14 protein-coding genes are annotated in these 20,153 nt (G+C 51.0%); 2 read left to right on the forward strand and 12 right to left on the reverse strand.

What is annotated here, in order from left to right; genetic code table 11:
* Positions 1 to 227 precede the first annotated feature (227 nt).
* From AC0YOB_RS28200 to AC0YOB_RS28225, 6 genes are all read right to left on the reverse strand, one after another.
* Positions 228 to 3,509, reverse strand: coding sequence for an endo-1,4-beta-xylanase (locus tag AC0YOB_RS28200; protein WP_475795612.1), 3,282 nt, complete (start codon positions 3,507 to 3,509; stop codon positions 228 to 230).
* Positions 3,510 to 4,236: 727 nt separating this feature from the next.
* Positions 4,237 to 5,616: an MGH1-like glycoside hydrolase domain-containing protein gene (locus tag AC0YOB_RS28205; protein ID WP_475795613.1), complete on the reverse strand. Its 1,380-nt coding sequence runs from the start codon at positions 5,614 to 5,616 to the stop codon at positions 4,237 to 4,239.
* Positions 5,617 to 5,640: 24 nt separating this feature from the next.
* Entirely contained in the window at positions 5,641 to 6,492 is an 852-nt protein-coding gene (locus AC0YOB_RS28210; RefSeq protein WP_475795614.1) for a carbohydrate ABC transporter permease, read from the reverse strand.
* Complete coding sequence (locus tag AC0YOB_RS28215) at positions 6,470 to 7,528, reverse strand: carbohydrate ABC transporter permease (RefSeq protein WP_475795615.1); 1,059 nt, start codon at positions 7,526 to 7,528, stop codon at positions 6,470 to 6,472. The genes AC0YOB_RS28210 and AC0YOB_RS28215 overlap by 23 nt, the downstream gene beginning before the upstream one ends.
* Positions 7,529 to 7,540: 12 nt before the next feature.
* Positions 7,541 to 8,830 (reverse strand): ABC transporter substrate-binding protein, encoded by a 1,290-nt coding sequence (locus tag AC0YOB_RS28220; RefSeq protein WP_475795616.1) that lies wholly within the window; start codon positions 8,828 to 8,830, stop codon positions 7,541 to 7,543.
* 72 nt (positions 8,831 to 8,902) lie between these two features.
* Entirely contained in the window at positions 8,903 to 9,958 is a 1,056-nt protein-coding gene (locus tag AC0YOB_RS28225) for a LacI family DNA-binding transcriptional regulator (protein WP_475795617.1), read from the reverse strand.
* 318 nt (positions 9,959 to 10,276) lie between these two features.
* Between AC0YOB_RS28225 and AC0YOB_RS28230 the strand changes: the two genes are divergently transcribed.
* Together AC0YOB_RS28230 and AC0YOB_RS28235 are read left to right on the forward strand one after the other, a co-directional pair.
* The gene (locus AC0YOB_RS28230) at positions 10,277 to 12,088 is read left to right on the forward strand and encodes a glycoside hydrolase family 36 protein (protein WP_475795618.1); all 1,812 of its coding nucleotides are present in this window, start codon (positions 10,277 to 10,279) and stop codon (positions 12,086 to 12,088) included.
* 549 nt (positions 12,089 to 12,637) lie between these two features.
* A complete protein-coding gene (locus tag AC0YOB_RS28235) occupies positions 12,638 to 12,826 on the forward strand; it encodes a hypothetical protein (protein WP_475795619.1) in 189 nt (62 codons plus the stop codon).
* Here AC0YOB_RS28235 and AC0YOB_RS28240 read toward each other — a convergent pair.
* The 6 genes from AC0YOB_RS28240 to AC0YOB_RS28265 all read right to left on the reverse strand — a co-directional run bounded on the left by AC0YOB_RS28240 (position 12,823) and on the right by AC0YOB_RS28265 (position 20,033).
* Positions 12,823 to 14,919 carry an alpha-glucuronidase family glycosyl hydrolase gene (locus tag AC0YOB_RS28240; protein ID WP_475795620.1) on the reverse strand — a complete coding sequence of 699 codons (2,097 nt, stop codon included), beginning with the start codon at positions 14,917 to 14,919 and terminating at the stop codon, positions 12,823 to 12,825. The genes AC0YOB_RS28235 and AC0YOB_RS28240 overlap by 4 nt on opposite strands.
* Positions 14,920 to 14,924: 5 nt before the next feature.
* Entirely contained in the window at positions 14,925 to 15,611 is a 687-nt protein-coding gene (locus AC0YOB_RS28245; protein ID WP_475795621.1) for a GntR family transcriptional regulator, read from the reverse strand.
* Between the two features lie 148 nt (positions 15,612 to 15,759).
* Complete coding sequence (locus tag AC0YOB_RS28250; protein WP_475795622.1) at positions 15,760 to 16,863, reverse strand: Gfo/Idh/MocA family protein; 1,104 nt, start codon at positions 16,861 to 16,863, stop codon at positions 15,760 to 15,762.
* Positions 16,850 to 17,011, reverse strand: a complete 162-nt coding sequence (locus tag AC0YOB_RS28255; protein WP_475795623.1) for a hypothetical protein — start codon at positions 17,009 to 17,011, stop codon at positions 16,850 to 16,852. The genes AC0YOB_RS28250 and AC0YOB_RS28255 overlap by 14 nt, the downstream gene beginning before the upstream one ends.
* A 27-nt stretch (positions 17,012 to 17,038) precedes the next feature.
* Entirely contained in the window at positions 17,039 to 18,202 is a 1,164-nt protein-coding gene (locus AC0YOB_RS28260; RefSeq protein WP_475795624.1) for a Gfo/Idh/MocA family protein, read from the reverse strand.
* A 349-nt stretch (positions 18,203 to 18,551) separates the two neighbouring features.
* Positions 18,552 to 20,033: a stalk domain-containing protein gene (locus tag AC0YOB_RS28265; RefSeq protein WP_475795625.1), complete on the reverse strand. Its 1,482-nt coding sequence runs from the start codon at positions 20,031 to 20,033 to the stop codon at positions 18,552 to 18,554.
* Positions 20,034 to 20,153: the final 120 nt, after the last annotated feature.

The raw sequence follows: 20,153 nt of genomic DNA on the forward strand, positions 1-20,153 counted from the left end.
ATGTTTTTTTGTAAAAACAGGTATTGAATTTTTAACCCAAATCTTCATTTTGATTGCCCCAATATCAGGCCTGTTGATTAGTGAAATCGAGCCGTAATTGAATGTAATCAGACGATGTATGTGAATCGTCCATTAGTCGATTGCGCTGCCAAGCGCACAAAGGAGAGAGGCAGCTATCTGCCCCTCTCCTTTTTCGTAAAGCTGTTCACAGGTAACTCGTTAGGACATTACCAATCAAAGATCATGCGGGCCAGCATAGCCAGATCGAGAATATCGATTTGGTTGTCGCCGTTCAAGTCGAAGTCTTTCACTTGATCCCATCCTGCATCTGTTGAAGTGGTGCCATATGCCTTAGCCACAATCGCCAAGTCGCCGATGCTGACCTGGCCGTCGCCGTTGTGATCGTTCGGAATCTTCACGTTCATGGAAGACTGGAAGGCCAGTAAAGCGGCGTTCAACTGCGTGGCAGCCGCATCGATCTGAGCCTGGGTGGCTTCCGAGTTATTCGCTACGACCGCAGCCTCGATGGCAGTCTGCAGCGTTGCTTTGGAGCCTGCTGGATATTGTCCGAGCAGTTTGCCTTCCACTGCTTGATCATGCGCGCTTTGCGCCTCGGCAATCAGCGCGTTCAACGCCGCCTTGTCGATGACGTCGATTTGAACGGTGTGTACCGTGCCGGCTTGGACCGTTTCCGTGCCTGAGCTATCTGCCGTCACCAGTCGGGTGACCTCAACGTTGGTCAGGCCGGCTGGTGCATTTTCTTTAGCCCGGAACGACAATTTGATCAGATCCGCATTCGGATTGGTTTGTCCGGCGCCAAGATGAACGCCCAGAATACGGAGTGTTCCGGCAGGTTCTGTCTTGTAATCGACGACGACGAATTTCTCTCCATCTGTCGAGACTGGCGGTGCGGCCAGTTCCAGCTTATCGGCATCGTACGTGATCGTCACATCTTGAGCCAGCACGTCGCCCTGCACATGGTTCAAACCGTAGACAAGGTCGAAGGAACTGCCGGCCGGTACATGATCTGCGCCGGTTAACGTTACAGGTGCTGTAGAGTCACCGATAGAATAGATTCCAAGATCGCCAAGGTCAATTTCATAGCCGTCCTGGAGTTTCTCGTATTCGCCTTCAAAGAAATCATCTAGGTATGAATGTCCAAGAACGAATCTGTTCGGATTCATGGCGCCATAGTAGCCGGCATTGGCATTGTTCTGACTGTCAAACAGCACATAGCTTCCCTGCCATCCTGAACCGGATACGCCCCAACTAATGATGTGATCTATGTACGGGGCGAACTTGGTGAACAGTTTGTACATCAGCGCGTACTCATAACCAAGGGCGTCAGACTGTCTGACATTGAGCACTGCGGGAGCGATCGCGCCGCCGCCGGGGGCGCTGGTCGGCATCTTAAGGTCAAATTCCGAGTAGGAAATACCGGAAAGAAGGCCTCGGTCAACGAGAGAGGCATAGAGGGCCATGGCATATTGGTTATCGCTTGCAAGGGTCTTTTTTACCGAATCGTGTCCCTGGATACCGATGTCTTCGATAAGGGGTCTTCCGTCATACAGCGGATCGGAGAGCCATGCGGTGTTCAGTTCGAGAACCATGTTGTATACAGTCCTCGCTTTGGTGCGGACAGAAAGGTCGTAATCGTTGTAGGTCAGTTTCGGAGGATTGTCAACGATATAGGAGTCAATGCTGCCGTCGGCGTCGTGTCCGTCGAGCTTCATGTACTCGGGAAAGTCAGCGTAGTTGGCTTTGTAAGCCGCCGCCATCTTGGCGTTGGGGGCCGCGATGTGCGCGTATTTGAAGAGCAGGTAAATGTAATGCTCTCTGATGTCGCCGTCAATTTGATCATCCGACATGGCAACAAGCCAGTTGGTGTGTTTGAGGCTCGTTCTCCAGCTGTTCGCATTCGTGGGGATGATTTCGCTGTGGCGGCTTTCGTGGACCTCTTCGTTGAGTACGTCCCATGAATTGAAGGGGATTACTCCGCGGGATACGCTTGAGCCATACTTCGTATCTGTGGTCAGGAAGTGCCGCATCACATACATTGTGTGGTTAAACTGCACTCTTCTGGCCATTTCTTTGTCTACCGGAACCGTGGTTGTAACGCCGTTGCCCAATCCGTAGAAATTGGCTGTGCCGTTATATCCGGAGGTAAGGTTCGCGGGAATAATCTGTCTCATCCATGCAGGGGCCTGGTTGTACCATGCCAAAACATGGCCGTGAGACTTGTACTGTCCGGGAGTTCCGGAATCCCTGATCGCTTGATAAGAGCTGGTCGGGAAATTGTATTCAGCTGCGCCAGGGGTGGTGGTTGCGCCGCTCAAGGGCGCGCCAGCAACGCTTTTCAGCCAGTTCGGGCCGCGGGGATGCGTTGCATCGGCCTTGAGGTTGTTGCCGTCGACAAAGATTTCATAGTGCCGGGCTCTGGTTCCGGTTACTGATCCGGTTCCGATCGCGCCGACCATGAACAGGTCATTTTCCTTGCTGTAAACACTCTTTAGAGGCGCTACGGCACTCTGGTTCTCCTTGTTGACTACGTTGGGAAGCGCAATGCCGTTGGGATCGGGTGCGGTTATTTTGATGTTGGCGACAAGAAGCATGCCGGTTTCTGCGGGACGGCCGGTCTCGCCATGGAGCTCAAGAATGAAGTTCGAGGAATTGCCTGTTGAGGCGTTAATGCTGTGGTGAACCATCAACCAGGATTCACCGTTGTAGCTGCCAACCCAGTCGGGGTTAAGGTTGTTGTACTCGTAATCCCTGAGGTAGCTATCGAGGTCAGAGTTGGTATTTCTGATTCTCCACCTCATGAATTTGCCCTGCGCGCTCTTGGGATAGTACACATCAAACTCAATAGTTGCGCCTGCGGAGACATTTACAGCCGGGGACAACGGAGATACAATGCTTATTCCGCCGAACGTGCTTTCTCCGTTATGGACGTAATTGATCTGGAGCACATCAGCTTTGGCTTCGGAATCTGCAAAAGGATACGGAATCATTTTGTATGTGCCACCAGCAAAGTCGGCGGGGACACGATTGTCAAGCGGGGTTCTTGAGGTCCAGACATTGGTGGGCTCGGTAATTTCTACAGGTATTTTACCAGGACCCGGATCAAGACGGAAATAGGGATCTGAACCGTCCGCTTTGATCTTTCCAATGAAATTCACTAATGCGTCTTCAAGGCTGGCTATGGCTTCGCCGGCGGGAGTGAGCGCATTTCGCGCGAACTCAAGCGCGTTATCAAGATCTTCGAGTTCGTCGGCGTACACCCAGGAAAAAGCTTTGTTCACATCGGATCCGTCGTCAGTGTGGCTAATCTGGAGCGGGAATTCCTCGTTGCCGGCTTTTAAAGCTTCGGCTTCTGCAATAAGGTCGTTCAGTTCAAGTGTCAGTTCGCCTTCGGCCGCAGCGGCCGGGACGGGGACAAACGCGAATAAGGAGAGCAGCATGATGACTACGAGGATGCGGGAGACGTTGATTAAGAGTTTTTCACCTTTCATCTTAGTTTTGCTCCTTTTCTTAAGGCAACCTCTAAAATCTCGTTTTAGAGTCGCCCAATTTTTAAATTTCGGAATTTTTTACAACTTTACCGATAAAAATGTTGTTTTGGTTGAAGATTTTGCGGTTTTTTGATGTTTTAACCATCAAATACAAGAAGAGCCACGATCGATCGAAATTACAGCCGCGTCAGCGCTTACAAAATTCCCCCTAAAAATCTACCGAATAGGTTCACCTCCTAATCTCAAAACATAGCTGCCTTATTTCCAAGACGTAACGCCATCATTGTAGCGAAAACTTTGAAAAAGAGTCTATAAACATATTTCCTTACAGACACAATATTCGCATAAGCAACTATTAATTGAAGAAAAATAGGCTCAACCTCAAAATCAGTGCTTGACGTAGTAAACCAAGGTTGAAAATGGAAAAACATCTGCTAAACCTGTATTGTTGTAAGTCCAACCAAACAACAAAATAGAGGGATAGACAGATGCAAATTCAGTATATCAATGAAATGCTCCAGATATCAGAGGTTCAAATCAACCAAATTCAATTTATGAACGACAATGAAATGCATGTTGAAGTCGTACCTGTAGCCCAAAAGCAGTGTTGCCCGATTTGTCAGTCGCTTGCAGAAATCCAGGTTTCTGCTTCCTAATTAGTTCACTCAGTGAATAAAAAAATAACCTGTGCTAGGCAATTATTGCCTGCGCAGGTTATAGGTTTGTTTTAGCCCAACGAGACCCGGTGAGTCTCGCCTTCTGCCACCTGAATCATAAGATAGCGGTACTCGTCTCCGCCGTCAGACCGTTCTGTTGCTGCTTGTACCGGGCTGCCGTTATGCAGGATGGTCCCGGAATTTGTATGGAAAACTGCCTTCCAGAGGAAAGGCTCCCCTTCCTGCAGGGTGACAGTGGTTTCTTCGATGCCGTTATGCCGGACCGTAAGGGTGCGGTTCAGAATAGGAATGCTCCCCAGCTCCGCCCATTCAAGCCCGCTGCTCAGCCTGGACATTGTGGTAATGGCCGACTGGCCGTCTGCCGAGATTCCCATGAGTCCGTTTGCCATGGAACCGACCACGCAGTAGGATACTTCAGGATAATCCCTGCGCTCCAACGACGGATCAACCAGCTCCTTCAATTCTTGCAAGGCCTCCTCGTTAAGGCCATACCGGTAAAAAACGTCAGGGAGATACGTCTTTCCTTCTACATTCGCCACACGGTTTCTTTTCAAATCCTCAAGCGCTTTATGAAGTTTGGTCTTATCCCTTATCACTCCAAAATATAACGGCAGAAAATTGCCTTCGGCATTGTACGCTTCAAGGAAAGTCCGATTCTGCAGCATGGCGCCGAAGAAACGTCCCTTGTCTGCATTCCACCATTCCTGGTCATAGCGCTGCTCCAGCTCTTGCGTTTTTCGAGCATAAGCTGCGGATTCCTCAAGCTGGCCTTCAAGTTCGAGCAGACGGGCATAAGCGCGGTACCCGGCAGCCTGCAAGGCGATCATGTCGCCGCCGGCCAAAGGCTGCAATCCAGCCTCATTGTAGGTAGCCAGGCCTCTGCGTCCGTAATCGGGATAGTACTCCAATATCCCGTCTCCGTCCTTGTCCCATGTCTGAACAAAGTTCTCTACCGTTAAGCGATAAAAATCAAGCATGATGGCATCATTCCGGTAATCCTGATCGCCTGTCCACAAATACTGACGGTAGCTTGCCTCGATAATGTCGAAATTGGCAGGAAGATTATACCAGAAGTCCTGGTCATTCTCGTAATCTACTTCAGCGGGCAGATTATCCTTGGTTATCTCCCAATAAGTGCACCAGTCCCGGGATTCCGCTATATTCTCGGCAAAACGCATAAACATGTTTTTCGTATGCAGATTTAAGCCAAGTACAGCGGCTCCAATGCTGTGATGCGCCACATCGCGCATGCAAAATGCCTGCCTGTCCGGCAGAGCCGCCTCATACCACAAACCTACCGGATCTCCGCCGGAATGGGCGTATGCCATGGCTTGCTGCCTGGCCCATTTAAATCCGTCATTCAGATGCGAATCGGATGACAAGAAGGTAACGGCACCTGCTTTGGATTGAATTTGATTCCAGTTTGTCAATTTCACCACTCCAATACGTTCTCTTTAGCTCTCTTTTGATCCTGAAAATGTGAGTCCTTCCATAAACGCCTTCTGGGCGGCAAAGAACAAAATAATGCACGGCAGCGTAATGACGATAGCCGCAGCCATCAGTAAATTCGTATCGGTGGCATAGGTTCCCTGGAATCCTGCCAGACCGAGGGTAAGCGTCTTCCATTTGTCGCTGTTGATATAGATAAGCGGCCCCATAAAGTTGTTCCAGGACCCCATGAATACCATAACGGCTACGCCGATAAGCGCCGGTTTGGACAGGGGCAGGAAGATCGTCCGCCAAATTTTGAAATAGCCGCACCCGTCAATGATGGCCGCTTCCTCCAGGCCGACAGGCAGCCGGGAATAAAACTGGCGGAACAGGAAGATGAAGAAGGCTGAGCCAAAAAATGATGGGACGATTAACGGATACAGCGTATCCAGCATGCCAAGCTGTTTGAATAAAATAAACTGCGGAATCATGGTTACTTCGCCCGGCAGCAGCATGGTGGACAGGACCAGAATGAACAGGATCCCGCTTCCTCTCACCTTCAGACGTGCGAAGGCATAGCCGACAATGGAACAGGAAAGCACGGTTCCGATAATAGGGAAGACCGTCGTAAGCAGCGTATTGAACAAGTAACGGCCGAACGGAAAAGCCGTCAGCGCCTTCGCATAATTATCCCAGCGCCAGCTTTCGGGCCATACATTCATGCCGGAGGAAGCGATCTCTTCCAGACTCCGCAAGGATGCGCCAATCATCCAGATGAAGGGATACAGGAAGGCAACACTGCCAATGATGAGAACCAGATACGCTAACCATTTGATTGGCTTCCCGGTTGATTTATGACGTTTTTCTGCGGACACGACGCTTCCTCCCTCCGTTTTGCTCCGTCTCGTAATAGACCCAAATCGCGCTGCTCCGGAAAACAAGTGCGGTAAACAGCAGAATAATGACAAAAAGCACCCAGGCGAGCGCAGAGCCATAACCCATTTTGAACCACATGAAGGCATTCTGATAGAGGTAATAGGCATAGAACAATAAGGAATTATCCGGTCCCCCGCTGATCATGAAGCCCTGCGTAAAGGTCTGGAAAGCCCCGATCATGCTGGTTACCGTGTTGAAGAACAGAATCGGGGAAATTTGCGGCAGCGTCACATGCCATACCTTACGCATGGTCGTGGCGCCGTCGATCTCCGCCTGCTCGTACAGGGATTTGGGGATATCCGATAATCCGGCCAAATAGATGATCATGTTGCCGCCGACCGTCCACAGGCTCATGATGATGACCGCAGGCATCGACCAATTCGGACTGGAGAACCAGCCTGGGCCCGTAATGCCGAATAAACCAAGTATGGAGTTCATCAAGCCGACGTTCGGATTGAATATCCAGATAAACAGCACCATCTGCGCGACACCCTGAATCAAGGTAGGCAGATAATAGATGGTGCGGAAAAGATAAATGCCGCGCAGCTTCAAATTCATCAGCATGGCAATGGCAAAGGATAACGCTACCTGAAGCGGTACGCTCACCAGCGTGTAGTAAAACGTAACGCTCAGCGCCTTGTAGAACATCGTGTCTTTAAACAGCATCCGGTAGTTGTCAAAGCCGGTCCACTGGGGCGAACTGACGACTTCCCATTTGGTGAAGCTGATATAGAACGAGAATATCATGGGGCCCAATGTAAACAGCAAAAATCCGATAATCCAAATCGAAACAAACAAATAAAAGCTCGCTGTTTTAATATGGATGACTTTTTTCCTGACTAATATTCTGGCGATAATAATGATCACGGCGTACAAAACCGCAATAATCGTAAGAAAAGGGAGAAGCGGCAGCAAAGCTGCCGGCAACCCCAACGTTTCATAGAAGCTGTAAATCTGTTCGATTATTCCATTCATGGCCTGCTCCCGCTAGTTTTGTTGTAAAATTTTGTTTATATTCTCAGCCAGTTTAGGGAATACTTCCTTCACATCCTGCTTGCCGATTCCGATAGGCGTCAAGTCGTCGATCATTTTCATTTCATTATTGATTTCGCTTGTACGTTTCTGTGCTTCCTGATTGTGCTGCTTCTCTGACGCCTGAACGAAGGCATTCAAATTCTTCTCCGGGTAGATTGATTCGAAGGAATCCTTTGCGCTTGCAATGACCGGAATCCCGTATGCGTCCTTGTTGCCCCCGATAATCTTCTGCGCTGCCTCGTTCTGCGTCAAATAGTTGACGAAGATCTGGGCCGCTTCCGTGTTTTTGCTGGTCTTGCCAATAGCCAGTCCGTTAACTTCTTTGGCGCCTCCACCACCAGGAATTGGGAATATATCCCAATTAAATCCTTCAACTCCGGCCATCTGGGGCAAGAACCAAGGGCCAAAATCGGTATACATACCGATTCTTCCCCCCAGGAACCAGTTCATCATGTCTTGTCCCTGTTTCTCCGTGTTACTGGGCACAGTACCGGATTGTTTCGTATGAACGATGTATTCCGCCGCCGCAATCGATTCCGGCGAATCAATCGTCGATTTGGTATTATCCTCATTGTAATAGCTGCCGCCGAACGAATAGATCCAGTTTCCCAGTCCTAACGGTTCGGAACCGAATATCTTGGCTTTTCCATTGCCGGATGTTAATTTCTGGGAAATATCTTCGAACTGCTCCGTCGTCATGGGCTCTGTCTTGCTTGGCAGCGGAATGTTGTTCTTCTCAAAAAGATCCACATTAACCGCCATTACTTTGGGCTTGATAATGAACGGAGCTGCATAGACCTTGCCTTCGTAAGTCATGGACTCCACGAGGGAAGGAGAACTGAATACGGAAGTATCCACCTGCATTTCCTGGAAAGCGTTTGCGAATCCCGGCAGGTCGCCGCCGGAGATCAGAATGACGTCAGGCGCCGTTCCTCCGGCAATCATCGTTTGCAGCTTGGTCAGATAATCCCGCTGAATCCACTGCTTCTCGACTTTAATGTCAGGGTTTTTCTCTTCGAAATTGCTAACGACATTATTGATGGCATCGGCTTCGGACTGCGCCCCCCAGAAAGCGAAGGTGATACTGCCCTTGGCGCCTCCCGCATTGGCGTCCGATGGGGTATTGCCCGTATTTTCTCCTGTCGGAGCATTGCCTGCGGTGTTGTTTCCGTTACCGCTTCCACAAGCGGATAAGCTGATTACGATACAAAGTGCCAAAACGATGGCGAACCCTTTTTTCATCTGTATTTCCCCCTAGTAATGATAATATCTCCGGTTGCTTGCATGAATCATTCGGCGCCCTTTGCCATTGCCTTAACCGACCGTTTCTGAAAATTGGCTTCTGTTTGCCCCGCAGCTGCTTCTGACGATCAGTCTTGCCGGCAGCACGACCTTAAGCGGCACTTCTCTTCCTCCTATACGCTCCAACAGCATTCTGACAGCCGTCTGTCCCATTTGTTCGGTGTAGATTTTGACCGTGGTAAGAGGCGGATTCGAGTAAGAGGCCATTTCAATATCGTCAATGCCGACAATGGCAATATCCTGAGGCACCCTCAGTCCCGCTTCCTTAAGCGCCCTGCTGGCCGCTATCGCCATAGGATCCGATCCCATCAGAAAAGCCTGCGGCAAATTCTTCTTCTCTATCGCCTGCTTCATCAACTGGTAGCCGGTGGACATCGAGAAGTTATGTCCGATATGGACATGCTCGGGCATGTATAATTTCTTTTGCTTCATATAGCTTTCGAAACCGCTCTGCCGTTGATCAACCGATTCGAAGCCCGTGTTCGAGCCAAAACGGTTAATGAAATCCCTGGAGCTGATCAAGCCGATTTTGGTGTACCCAAGTCCGATCAAATGATCCAGCGCCGTCGTCGTCACTTTCTCAAAATCAACGATGACAGAATCAAAGCGGTTCTCATCCGGAGAATAGTCGACGAAAACAACGTTTTGAATCCGGCTGAAGAACAGGTTGTAAGGATCAAACTCGAATTTCCCGATCACGATAAGGCCGTCCAGTCCCGACAGGCTCTCGTAGGATTCATGGTTGACCCAGCGGATGGTTCTAGTGATATGAAGTCCCTGCTGATTGAATTCCTTCTCGATATGAAGCCGGATGGACAAATAATACGGATCCTCCGATTCAAGCTGCTCCGAACAGAATGTAACCAATCCGATTTTGTAATCCTTCAGCTGTGCCGCTTTTGTCGTTTGACGGCGTTGAACACTTTTATATTGTAATTGTTCTGCGGTTGAAATAATTTTTCTCCGGGTCTCTTCCTGGACAGATAATGACGAATCTCCGCTGAGTACGCGCGAAACTGTAGATGGAGAGACGCCTGCCACACGGGCAATATCACGAATAGTTGCCAAACCAGATCACCTTTTCAATAAAGTATTTGGGAAACATCCCCCCATGCTTATTGTAATGTTCTTGCAGACAGCTGCCAATGATTAATTATTTGTTTACTAAACATTAGCGAACTATCGAATGAATTCACTATAACAAACAGATGTTTATTTGGCAATACCACCATGTCGACGCTTTCATTTTAATTTTTGACAGATATATATGAAACAACTTTCTGGTTCATGCATCAAAAAAAATATTGTTTACTATATGTTTCGTAAACATTATAATCATAATGCACCATCGCACAGGAATGATTTTACCCACAAGTAGGAGGAATTATGAAATCTTTAATCAACAAGCATGATCCTGTCGTAACCGTCAGCAGCGAAATCAGCTCGTTCAAAAGCTTTGTAGAGGTTAAAACCATAGAAGAAGATGTGTTTGAGATTCATATCCGGCTGACTTCCGGCCGGAAGCAGGTTCCCCCCATCCATCATATCCGCTGGTCCCATCCAGCCATCGATATTCACTCGTTGTGGCATCCGGGCACCGATCGCAATAAAGCATTCCAGGTGGACTGGGGTGAGGGATTTCAGTCCAAAAACACTTCGCTTGCGCCGGCTGCCTGTCTGTACAACCTGGAAGGGAGGAGCAGGCTGACCTTTGCTTTCTCTGATGCGCTCAACCATCTGGCCATCAAAGCGGGCATTCATGAAGAAGATGCCACTTTCCTATGTTCGATTACATTGTTTGAAGAACCTATGCCGGAAATCGACCATTATGAAGCTGTGCTTCGGATAGACCGGAGAGATCTGCCTTACTATGTAACGCTGCGCGATGTATCGAAATGGTGGGAGACTTTCCCTGAATTCCGGCCCGCGGATGTGCCCGAGACCGCTCTGCAGCCCATGTACTCCACCTGGTATTCCTTTCATCAGGAGCTGAGCGCTTCCGAATTGGAGCGTCAATCCGAGCTTGCCCGATCGATTGGCTGTGAGAGTATTATCGTGGATGATGGCTGGCAAACGGACGATAATAACCGCGGCTACGCCTATACCGGCGATTGGGAGGTTTGTACGGAGAAAATTCCGGACATGAGGAAGCATGTCGATGCCGTTCACGGACAAGGTATGAACTATATGCTGTGGTATTCGGTGCCGTTCGTTGGGATAAACAGCAGGACGTGGAGCCGTTTTGAGGGAAAATATCTGGGGATTAATGAAAAGCTGAATGCCAGCGTGCTGGATCCGCGTTTTCCCGAGGTCCGGGAATATTTGATCAATATCTATGAACAGGCTGTGAAGGAATGGAATATCGACGGCTTGAAGCTCGATTTTGTCGACAGCTTTCAATTAAGTCCTGATATGAAGGAGGAGCTTGGGAACGGCCGCGACTATCATTCGGTTCCGGAAGCGGTGGACAGGCTGCTCACGGATGTCATGGCCAGGCTGAGAGAGATCAAGCCCGACATTCTGATCGAATTCCGGCAGACCTACATTGGCCCGCTGATGCGAAAATACGGCAACATGCTCCGGGCCAACGACTGCCCGAATGATTCGATCCAGAACCGTATCCGCACAATGGATATCCGCTTGTTGGCGGGAAATACGGCCGTTCATTCCGATATGATTATGTTCCATGCCAATGAACCCGTCGAAAGCGCGGCCATGCAGCTGATTAACGTGCTGTTCTCGGTTCCGCAAATATCCGTCCGTCTGGATGAAATCGGACCCGACCATCTGGATATGCTCCGGTTCTGGCTGGCATTCTGCAAGGAGCACCGCGATCTGCTGTTGAAGGGCGAGCTGCTGCCCCAAGGGCCCGAGCTCATGTATCCGCTTATCAGCGCGCGGGATCGCAGCCGTCAGATCACTGCCGTTTACGCCGACATGGTGATCGAGGTCAATGACGAATGGGATCGGCTGATTATTGTGAACGGAACCTATCATGACCGGCTTGCGGTCAGAAGCGGTCTTGACCATGCGCTTTACCATGCGGTGACCAGAGATTGCCGCGGCCAGATCGTCCAATCGTATGAGCTTGATCTGCATAAGGGGCTGCATGAGGTGAGCGTTCCGAGGGCGGGTGTTGTCAGCTTCCAAAGGGTGCTTACATTTCCCCCTAAACTACTTCCCCCTAAATCCCCCTGAGGGGGACCCCAGAGAGCGCCGGCCCTCTGGACTCCCGGGTGAATAACGTTGGCGAGGCAGAGGATCGGGGTTTTGTGGCTTTTGATGTAGGAGCATTTACGTCCCTTGCGGGACACACTTCCTTGCGCCGCCCGCGTGTACTCCCCCCTAAATCCCCCTGAGGGGGACCCCAGATGGCGCCGGCCCTCTGGACTCCCGGATGAATAACGTTGGCGAGGCAGAGGAACGGGGTTTTGTGGCTTTTGGTGTTTGGATCGTTTTCGTCCCTTCCGGGACACACTTTCTTACGCCGCCCGCGTGTACTTCCCCCTAAATCCCCCTGAGGGGGACCCCAGAGAGCGCCGGCCCTCTGGACTCCCGGGTGAATAACGTTGGCGAGGCAGAGGAACGGGGTTTTGTGGCTTTTGGTGTTTGGATCGTTTACGTCCCTTGCGGGACACACTTTCTTACGCCGCCCGCGTGTTGCCTGCTGGACTTCGTCCCATACTAACGTTGGCGGGGCAGTGATGCGCTTATTGCTGATTCCAGCGTAATGTTGGCGGGGCAGAGATGCGTTTATTGCTGATTCCCAGCTATGTTGGCGGGGCAGTGATGCGTTTATTGCAGATTCTAGCAGAGATGCGATTTTGGCGCTTCCAGCTTAAATCTTTTTCGTTCTTGAGAGCTATAGTTAATCGCTCAAAAAGAAAGACTTATGGCAAAAAGCCGGGCATCTGGATGCCCGGCCTTTTTGTTTAATAGATTTTGCGGTTCTTTGAGTCTGGAATTCCTGACTTGCGGAGGAAGTACGTATTGATAATATCTCGCCACTCCTTGGCATGCTCGGCTTGGTCGGTCAACCGTGCCAGCACCTGCGTGTATCGGCCGCTGTCCACTTTGTTTTCGAGCGTTGACCACGCATTCACGAGCCCCTCAGCCTGCTCTACACCCTCGAAATGTGTGTCGTAAATATGCTGTATCACGGTTTTACCGGATTTGAGCTTGTGCGTGTACGGAACGTGATGGAAGAACAGCAGCAGCTCATCGGGACAATTCTCAAGAGATTCGTATTGTTCCGCATGTGGAGGGTGGTACTGGGCGGTATAACCCGTGCCCGTACTTAAGGTCCGGTCCACTCCGATTCCCAAGTTATCGGCAAAATGGTACGTCCCCCACTTGGAATATTCATAACCATCCACATCAGGACCGTAGTGATGTCCCGTATTCACCATCCAGCCTACGCCTAGCGGCGCTGTATAATTCTCATAAATGCCCCATGAGTCAAGCAGCATGCGGGATATGGTATCCAGGGCGGAAGGATCGCTGCCGAAGGTCTGGATGATCCATTCCCGTGTAATCTGATCGGACGATAACGCCGGGTTCCAGGCAAGCCGGCCGAAGCCGTACAGATTGGCCTGCGCCAAAGTATGTCCGGTCCAGTTGGCGTCGTCGCCAATATTGGATACGGCTGCCATCCCGCCGAGCGGTCTGTCGAACAAACTGCCGCTTGCAAGCTCCGCAATCGTTGAGCCTTCGCCTTTGGCATAAGTGTCAAAGTCGAGAACTTCCTTCCACTGGGGAACCAGGTAGCACAGATGCTTTTGCTGCCCCGTATATTCCTGCGTGATTTGCAGCTCCAGCACCTGGTTGGTATGCGGCAGGGCGCCGAAGAGCGGCGACACCGGCTCGCGGACCTGAAAATCCATCGGGCCGTTCTTGATTTGCAAAATTACATTATCCAGGAACTTGCCGTCCAGCGGTTTGAAATGGTCGTAAGCCGCTTTGGCTCTGTCGGTGCTGCGGTCTCGCCAATCCTGAAGGCAGTTGTACACGAAGCAGCGCCAGATGACAAGACCTCCATGCGGCTCCAGCGCTTCCGCCAGCACATTCGCTCCGTCCACATGATCGCGCCCGTAGGTGAACGGACCAGGACGGAATTCGGAATCGGCTTTGACCAGAAATCCACCGAAATCCGGAATATACCGGTAAATCTCCGCCGCCTTCTCCGCCCACCAGCGCTTCACATCCGGATCGACCGGGTCTGCCGTCGCGAGGCCGCCGATCTGGATCGGACTAGCGTAGTTGATGCTGAGAAACAGCTTGATGCCATAGGTGCGGAATACTCCGGCGATCTGCGCCACTTTCGGCAGAAACACTTCCGTTATAAGCATGGTCTCGACGCGGTGAACATTGACATTGTTGATCGAAATCGCATTGAGGCCGACCGAGGCAAGCAGCCGGGCATAATCGCGGATACGGGCCATATCCACTGCGATATCGCTATCCCGGTAAAAGATTGATTTTCCCGCATAGCCCCGTTCGATGCTGCCATCCATATTATCCCAATGATCGATCATCCGAAGCCCGTTTTTCGGGTTTTCCGCAATGGACAACCCCTCCAGACTCGCCCCGTCCTGCATCAGACGAAGCAGATGAAAGACGGCATAGAGCACGCCTTTATCCGTTTTCCCTGCCAGTATGATATATTGGCTGCCGGCATCCTCTTCCGTGCGAATCACATACCCTTCATCCGACAAGCCGGCTGCATGAGCCGGGTCGATAACGCTGCCGGCATCCCCTGGACGGCCGAACGTTTCCAGCCGGATATACCGCTTCCGCTGCGCCGATTCTGCCTGGACAGGCTTCACTCCGAGCAAGGAAGCAATGCCCTCGGACAGCTCCCCTGCTGCAGTCTGCAGAATGTCCGTCCTTGCCGCGGCTGCCACAATTTCAGAGCACCAGGATTCATATTGGCTCCTAAGCGCTTCATCGGCAATTCCCGCATACCCGAGCCAACACGCATAACCGTTTTCAGCTGTTTCCTGCGTCAAAACCTCATCTCTCCCTTGCATATCTATTATTTGAAGTAGGACGGATATTTTTCCTTCAATTCCTCTTTTTCAAAATTAACCTGGCTTAAATGCAGCAGCATCGTTTGCTCCGCCAGATCCGGATTATTGCCGCGTATGGCTTCTATGATCTCCTCATGCTGCACGATGATATTAGCCCAGTCATAATTGACCGCTAACCGAAGCAGCCTGATCCGGTTGTAATGCGTATTGAGCTGCTGAAGCAGCGTCCATGTGCGCGTTTTCCCGCAGCCGATTATGATCAGCTTATGAAATTCTTCATCAAGCTCAAACAGCCGCTCATAGTTATTCTCGCTGGCGCAAAGCTTCTGCAGGCCGACTAGATTTTGCAGGCTCAGAAGCTGCTCGGCATTCAGCATTTCACACGCCTGGCGGACGATCGCCATCTCCAGCTTCTCCCGGATGAAACGGGATTCTTCGACCTGCTTCATATCTATCAGGGAGATGAACGACCCTTTCTGGGGAATGGTCTCGATTAATTCCTCCTGGGACAGCTTGACGAAAGCTTCGCGAACCGGGGTACGGCTGACCTGAAGGGCCTCAACGACTTCCTTCTCCGAGATAAAACGCCCCGGCTCCAGCTTAAGCTCCATGATGTTTTTTTTCAGCGTATCGTGCACATAGTCCCGCATTGATCCCTTTTCATAACGCGAAGCTTCCATACTTACTTTCATCCCATCTACTCCTCCGGAAAATCTGCTAATGCACCTATCCTATACGAAAACGGCGGCTCCGCCCTTGTCCCATGCCGGATTTCTGCCAACGGGCCGTGATCCCTCTTATGTTCGCCACCCGCCGTTTTCGTCCCTGCTAATGCCTTCTTCAGACTCCTTCGGCCCAGGGCTGTCTGGTTGACGTTACCGTTTCGCCTGTCAGTACCGCCTGCTCCAGCAGCATTCCGAGATAATGATCCTGCGACGCTTCGGGAAGCCCGTAGAATTCTGCACCGCCTGCGGCATAATCGGACATCTGCGCCAGACAGGCTGCGATCCCGATCTCGTCGTCATATAGTCTTGCAGGCGCGAAAGGATTCACGTACGCCCACTGTTCTCCCGCCATAATTCCCTGCAGGAAATACCCCTCCTGATTTTCAACCTCGCCCTTGTTGATGCGTTTGAAATCCAGATGGAGCGGCGTAGAGAAGTCGGCCAGCGCCGTCAGGCGGCTGTCGAAGATCTCACCGCGCTCGCCTCTTACGGACAGGTGGTTGGAACGGGTCCACGAGCGATGCTGGTCCTTTGTAAAATCATAGATGCCCAGCTTCTCGCCGAAATTCAGCCACGCCAAATCCCGCTGCATGGGGATCCGCCGTTCTTCCGCAGGAGGACCGCTGCGGGTCGGTCCCGCAAGCCAGCTGGACTCGAACCTCATTCCCTTGATCGTCGCGTCTTCGAAGCGGATGCCCAGCATTTTGCGGATCAGGCTGACGGCATGATACAGATGAGAGACCGATACCGTGGTTTCCGTCACTCTCCCCAGACGCCCCGCTTCGATAACGGCCAAACGCGCCATCTGCAGCGGATGATATTGATACTGCTCGGCCACCTGAATCCGTGCGCCCTGGCGGGTAAGCCTGTCGTGCAGCATGATCAGGCCGTCCAGGTCAGGCGCCGGAGGCGTTTCCGCGAGCGCAGGAACTCCCCGCTCCGCCAGCTGAAACAAATAATCGAAGCAGGCCGCCCAGCCCACAGATACAACGACAAAATCAAGCCGCTGCGCCTGCAGCATCTCCTCCAGCGTACGATACGAAGGAATATTCCACTGCTTCTCCATCGCCTTGCCCTTGTCCGCATCCCGCACCACCAGGCCGCCAACGCGGAACCGGTCGGGAAGCGCCTGCGCGATCCTCAGGTAATACTGCGCCCGGAAGCCGGCTCCCCCGATAATGCCGAAGGTGGCGGCTCCGGATTGCTTATACATAGCCATTGGCAAGCCATCCCCCTTTCGCTTTCAAAACAATTCCCGAGACATAATCCGGCTCCGGGGATCCCGGAAACACAGCGATGGCCGCCCCGGTGCCCCTGCCGCTGCCTGCTATTACTGCTGCTTCGTCCACCAATAACATAGCCGCCAACCTTTCTCATTCCCAGAATGATAAGTCCTATTTGACCTGATAATTGCCGCCAAGCGTAATCTCGTTATTCGCGAATTCCGCTACTGAATTTGTCTTTTCATAGAAATGAGGCGCGTTCGCCAGAATGCCTGCCCGGGTATAAAACAAGCTGTCCGGCTGCAGCGGCAGCTGGATCTGCCGCCCGGTCAGGGCTGCCTCGTAAATTGCGGTAATCAGCTCCAGCGTTTTGCGCCCTTCATGCCCGTCGGCAAGAACGGTTAACGACTGATTCTCGATAGCCTTCAGCACATCGTCGATTTGGCCTGTATGGCCCGTATAGGGGATTTCGGGATATTCACGATAAATCTCCTCAATCCGCTGCTCCATCCCGGGGTCCCTTTCGGGGAAACCATTGCTTCGGGATACCGAAGCATATACGTCCCAGGGAGCGGATACCTTGGCCTTCTCCGTCTGAAACACCAGCTGCTGCTCTTCGCCGTGATGAACGACCGAGCTTGTAATCTGGGCGAGCGCCCCGTTTCCGTAGGACAAGACGGCAATCGACAAGTCCTCCACTTCCGCATTATCGTGCGATGTATTGCTCGTAACGGCCTGGAGCCGGTCCGGCATGCCCATCAGCCACTGCAGCATATCGATATGATGCACGGCATGATTCAGCGTACAGCCGCCGCCTTCCTTCTCCCATGTCCCTCTCCACCATAAATCATAATAAACGTGACCGCGCCACCAGAACGAATCCGCCTGTGCATGGACGACCTTGCCCAGGAGTCCGGAATCCAGCACATGCTTCAATTTCATGATGGGATTATAGAAACGGTTCTGGCTGACAACGGAAAGAATCCGCTTAGAGCGCTCAGCCGCCTCCAGCATCCGGTCGCATTCCTCAAGCGAGGAGGCCATCGGCTTTTCCACCAATACATGCTTGCCTCCATTCAAGCAGGCAATCGTAAGCTCGGCATGCATGTAGGGAGGCGTGCAGACCGATACCAAGTCCACCTCATTGTGGGACGCAATTTCTTCCGTATCGGTAAAAATCTCGCAATCCAGATTGTATTTTTGCTTCAGCGCTTCAGCCTTTTCCGGAGAAATATCGCATAAAGCCACCACTTTGCAGCGGTCCCCAAGAGAGGTATACGCTTTCAAATGCGCTTCCGAAATACCTCCCGTACCGATAACAGCCACTCGAATCATAGCCTGCACCTCCAATTAGATAAAAAAATGAATAAGAGTATCAACTGATCGTACTAGTATACAAGGTGTATTGTAGCGAATATGGCAATAAATATCAATGATAGTTTGTGAAGGTTCTTGTCCGTATTCCGGCAAACGCGCTTTATCTGCCTGTAAAACGGAATCAAGGGCTGTCACAGGGACAGCCCTTCCGTCTATAAAACTATCAATCTAACCATTCCATTGTCTTTTCAAGCGCAGCGTCTGTTGATCCTGCCCGTGTAGTATTCTCCTTCATCTGCGGGTTGCATTCAATCTGGCTACCCTCGGCATAACGGTAATCGTCTGCAAATTCCCCTTGTTCGGGATACTATTTCATCGTGATGGTAATCTTGTCCTCTGCTTGCACCCATTCGACTTTTGCCCCCAGCGATTCGCTGATAAAACGCAGCGGCAGGTACGAGGCGCCGCTTAGTATAAACGGATCGTTCTCAAGCTTTACCGCTACATTGTTCAATTTCGTATCGCCATTAAAATCAACGGAAATTTGAACGGCCGCGCGGCTGACAGTGGCAATTTTCTTATATACGTCCCATGTTACTTTAGCGCCTAGTTTCTCGAACAGGGAACGGAGCGGAATGAATGCTTGCCCATTCCGGATAATGACGCCGCTCGTCATTGTCACAGATTCCCCATTGAGTTGAATGGAAACCGGCTTTTGCATTTGAACGGGGGTTGTATGCATGAACTCGTAATCCCCGCTTCCCAGCTCGCCATTCTTGTTTACGCCCCATCCCCAAAGTCCGCCATTGGATTTTTGCAGGATCACATGACGATCTCCGGCCTTGACTTGACTCACATCAGACGCCAATAATGTAAAATCGGGGTTAGCAGGCATGGCTTCACGATGGACCGAGGTCTCATATATGCTTCCATCACCTGTAAGCACAATTAAGGACAGTTCAACGAAAAAGACGGACCGGGCATCCTTGATGCTGGTCAGCTGCAGCGGTACAGGCGATTGATGGGAGGTCGTTCCATCTGACATGCCAGTGGTGGTCGCTCCCCAAAACCATACGCTGCCCTTATCGTCAATTACGGCAAAAGCGGCATAAGAATCAGTGGAGCCATTGGTTACGATCTGTTTGATATGCGTCAGTGCAGTCATTTGGACTGCAGACAAGGGGCCTGCCGACAATTGATCTTCTGAGAACTTCGATGGCCAGGACCACACTGTTCCGTCTTTTTTGACGGCTATGTTCTGTGCGATTTGCACAATATCCGAAAGCGATTGGATGGCTTCAAACGACTTGAGCGAATCAGAGCTTCTCCATACCGTGCCGTCATGCTTCAGGAATACCCATGTCGGAATCCAGCGTTGATCCTGAATTTCATAGTAAAAGTTAACGTCCGCTACATCTTCAATATCCGGCAGCGCTGCGATCTCCTCCAGTTGGAGCTTGCCTTGGACTTTGGGAATTAAATAGGTCTTGCCGTCTGTATCAATAGCCAGGGATTCAGTTCCATTGGAATATACATGAGTGAGATTTTGTAGTGCCTCAACAGGGGATACTTGTATCCCGGAAGTTGAAAAATTCCGCTCCCAATGCCAGATTGAACCGTCTTTCTTCATAATAAGCTGGTCGGAAAATACCCTTTGAACATCCGCGATCCCTGGAATCTGGGCAGGAACGGATAGCTGGTTGCCCCAAACCCATAACGTCCCGTCGGATTTGATAAGCGATGAAGCATCGAAATCCTCGACATTTGATGATGCTGCGCCAGCCACGGCGTTGAAGGGCGAGAGAACCAGACACAGAATCATACTAAATCGAATCAGCCATTTTTTCATTTAACGGTTTCTCCTCTCGAGTGTGAGCTAAGCAAGTCATGGGAATATAATTCCTTATGATTAGACGCTGCCGAATGAAATTAGTTACAGATAAGGCGATTATAGTCACAAAAAAAAGAG

The sequence above is a fragment of the Paenibacillus sp. JT31N17 genome (assembly GCF_056269255.1).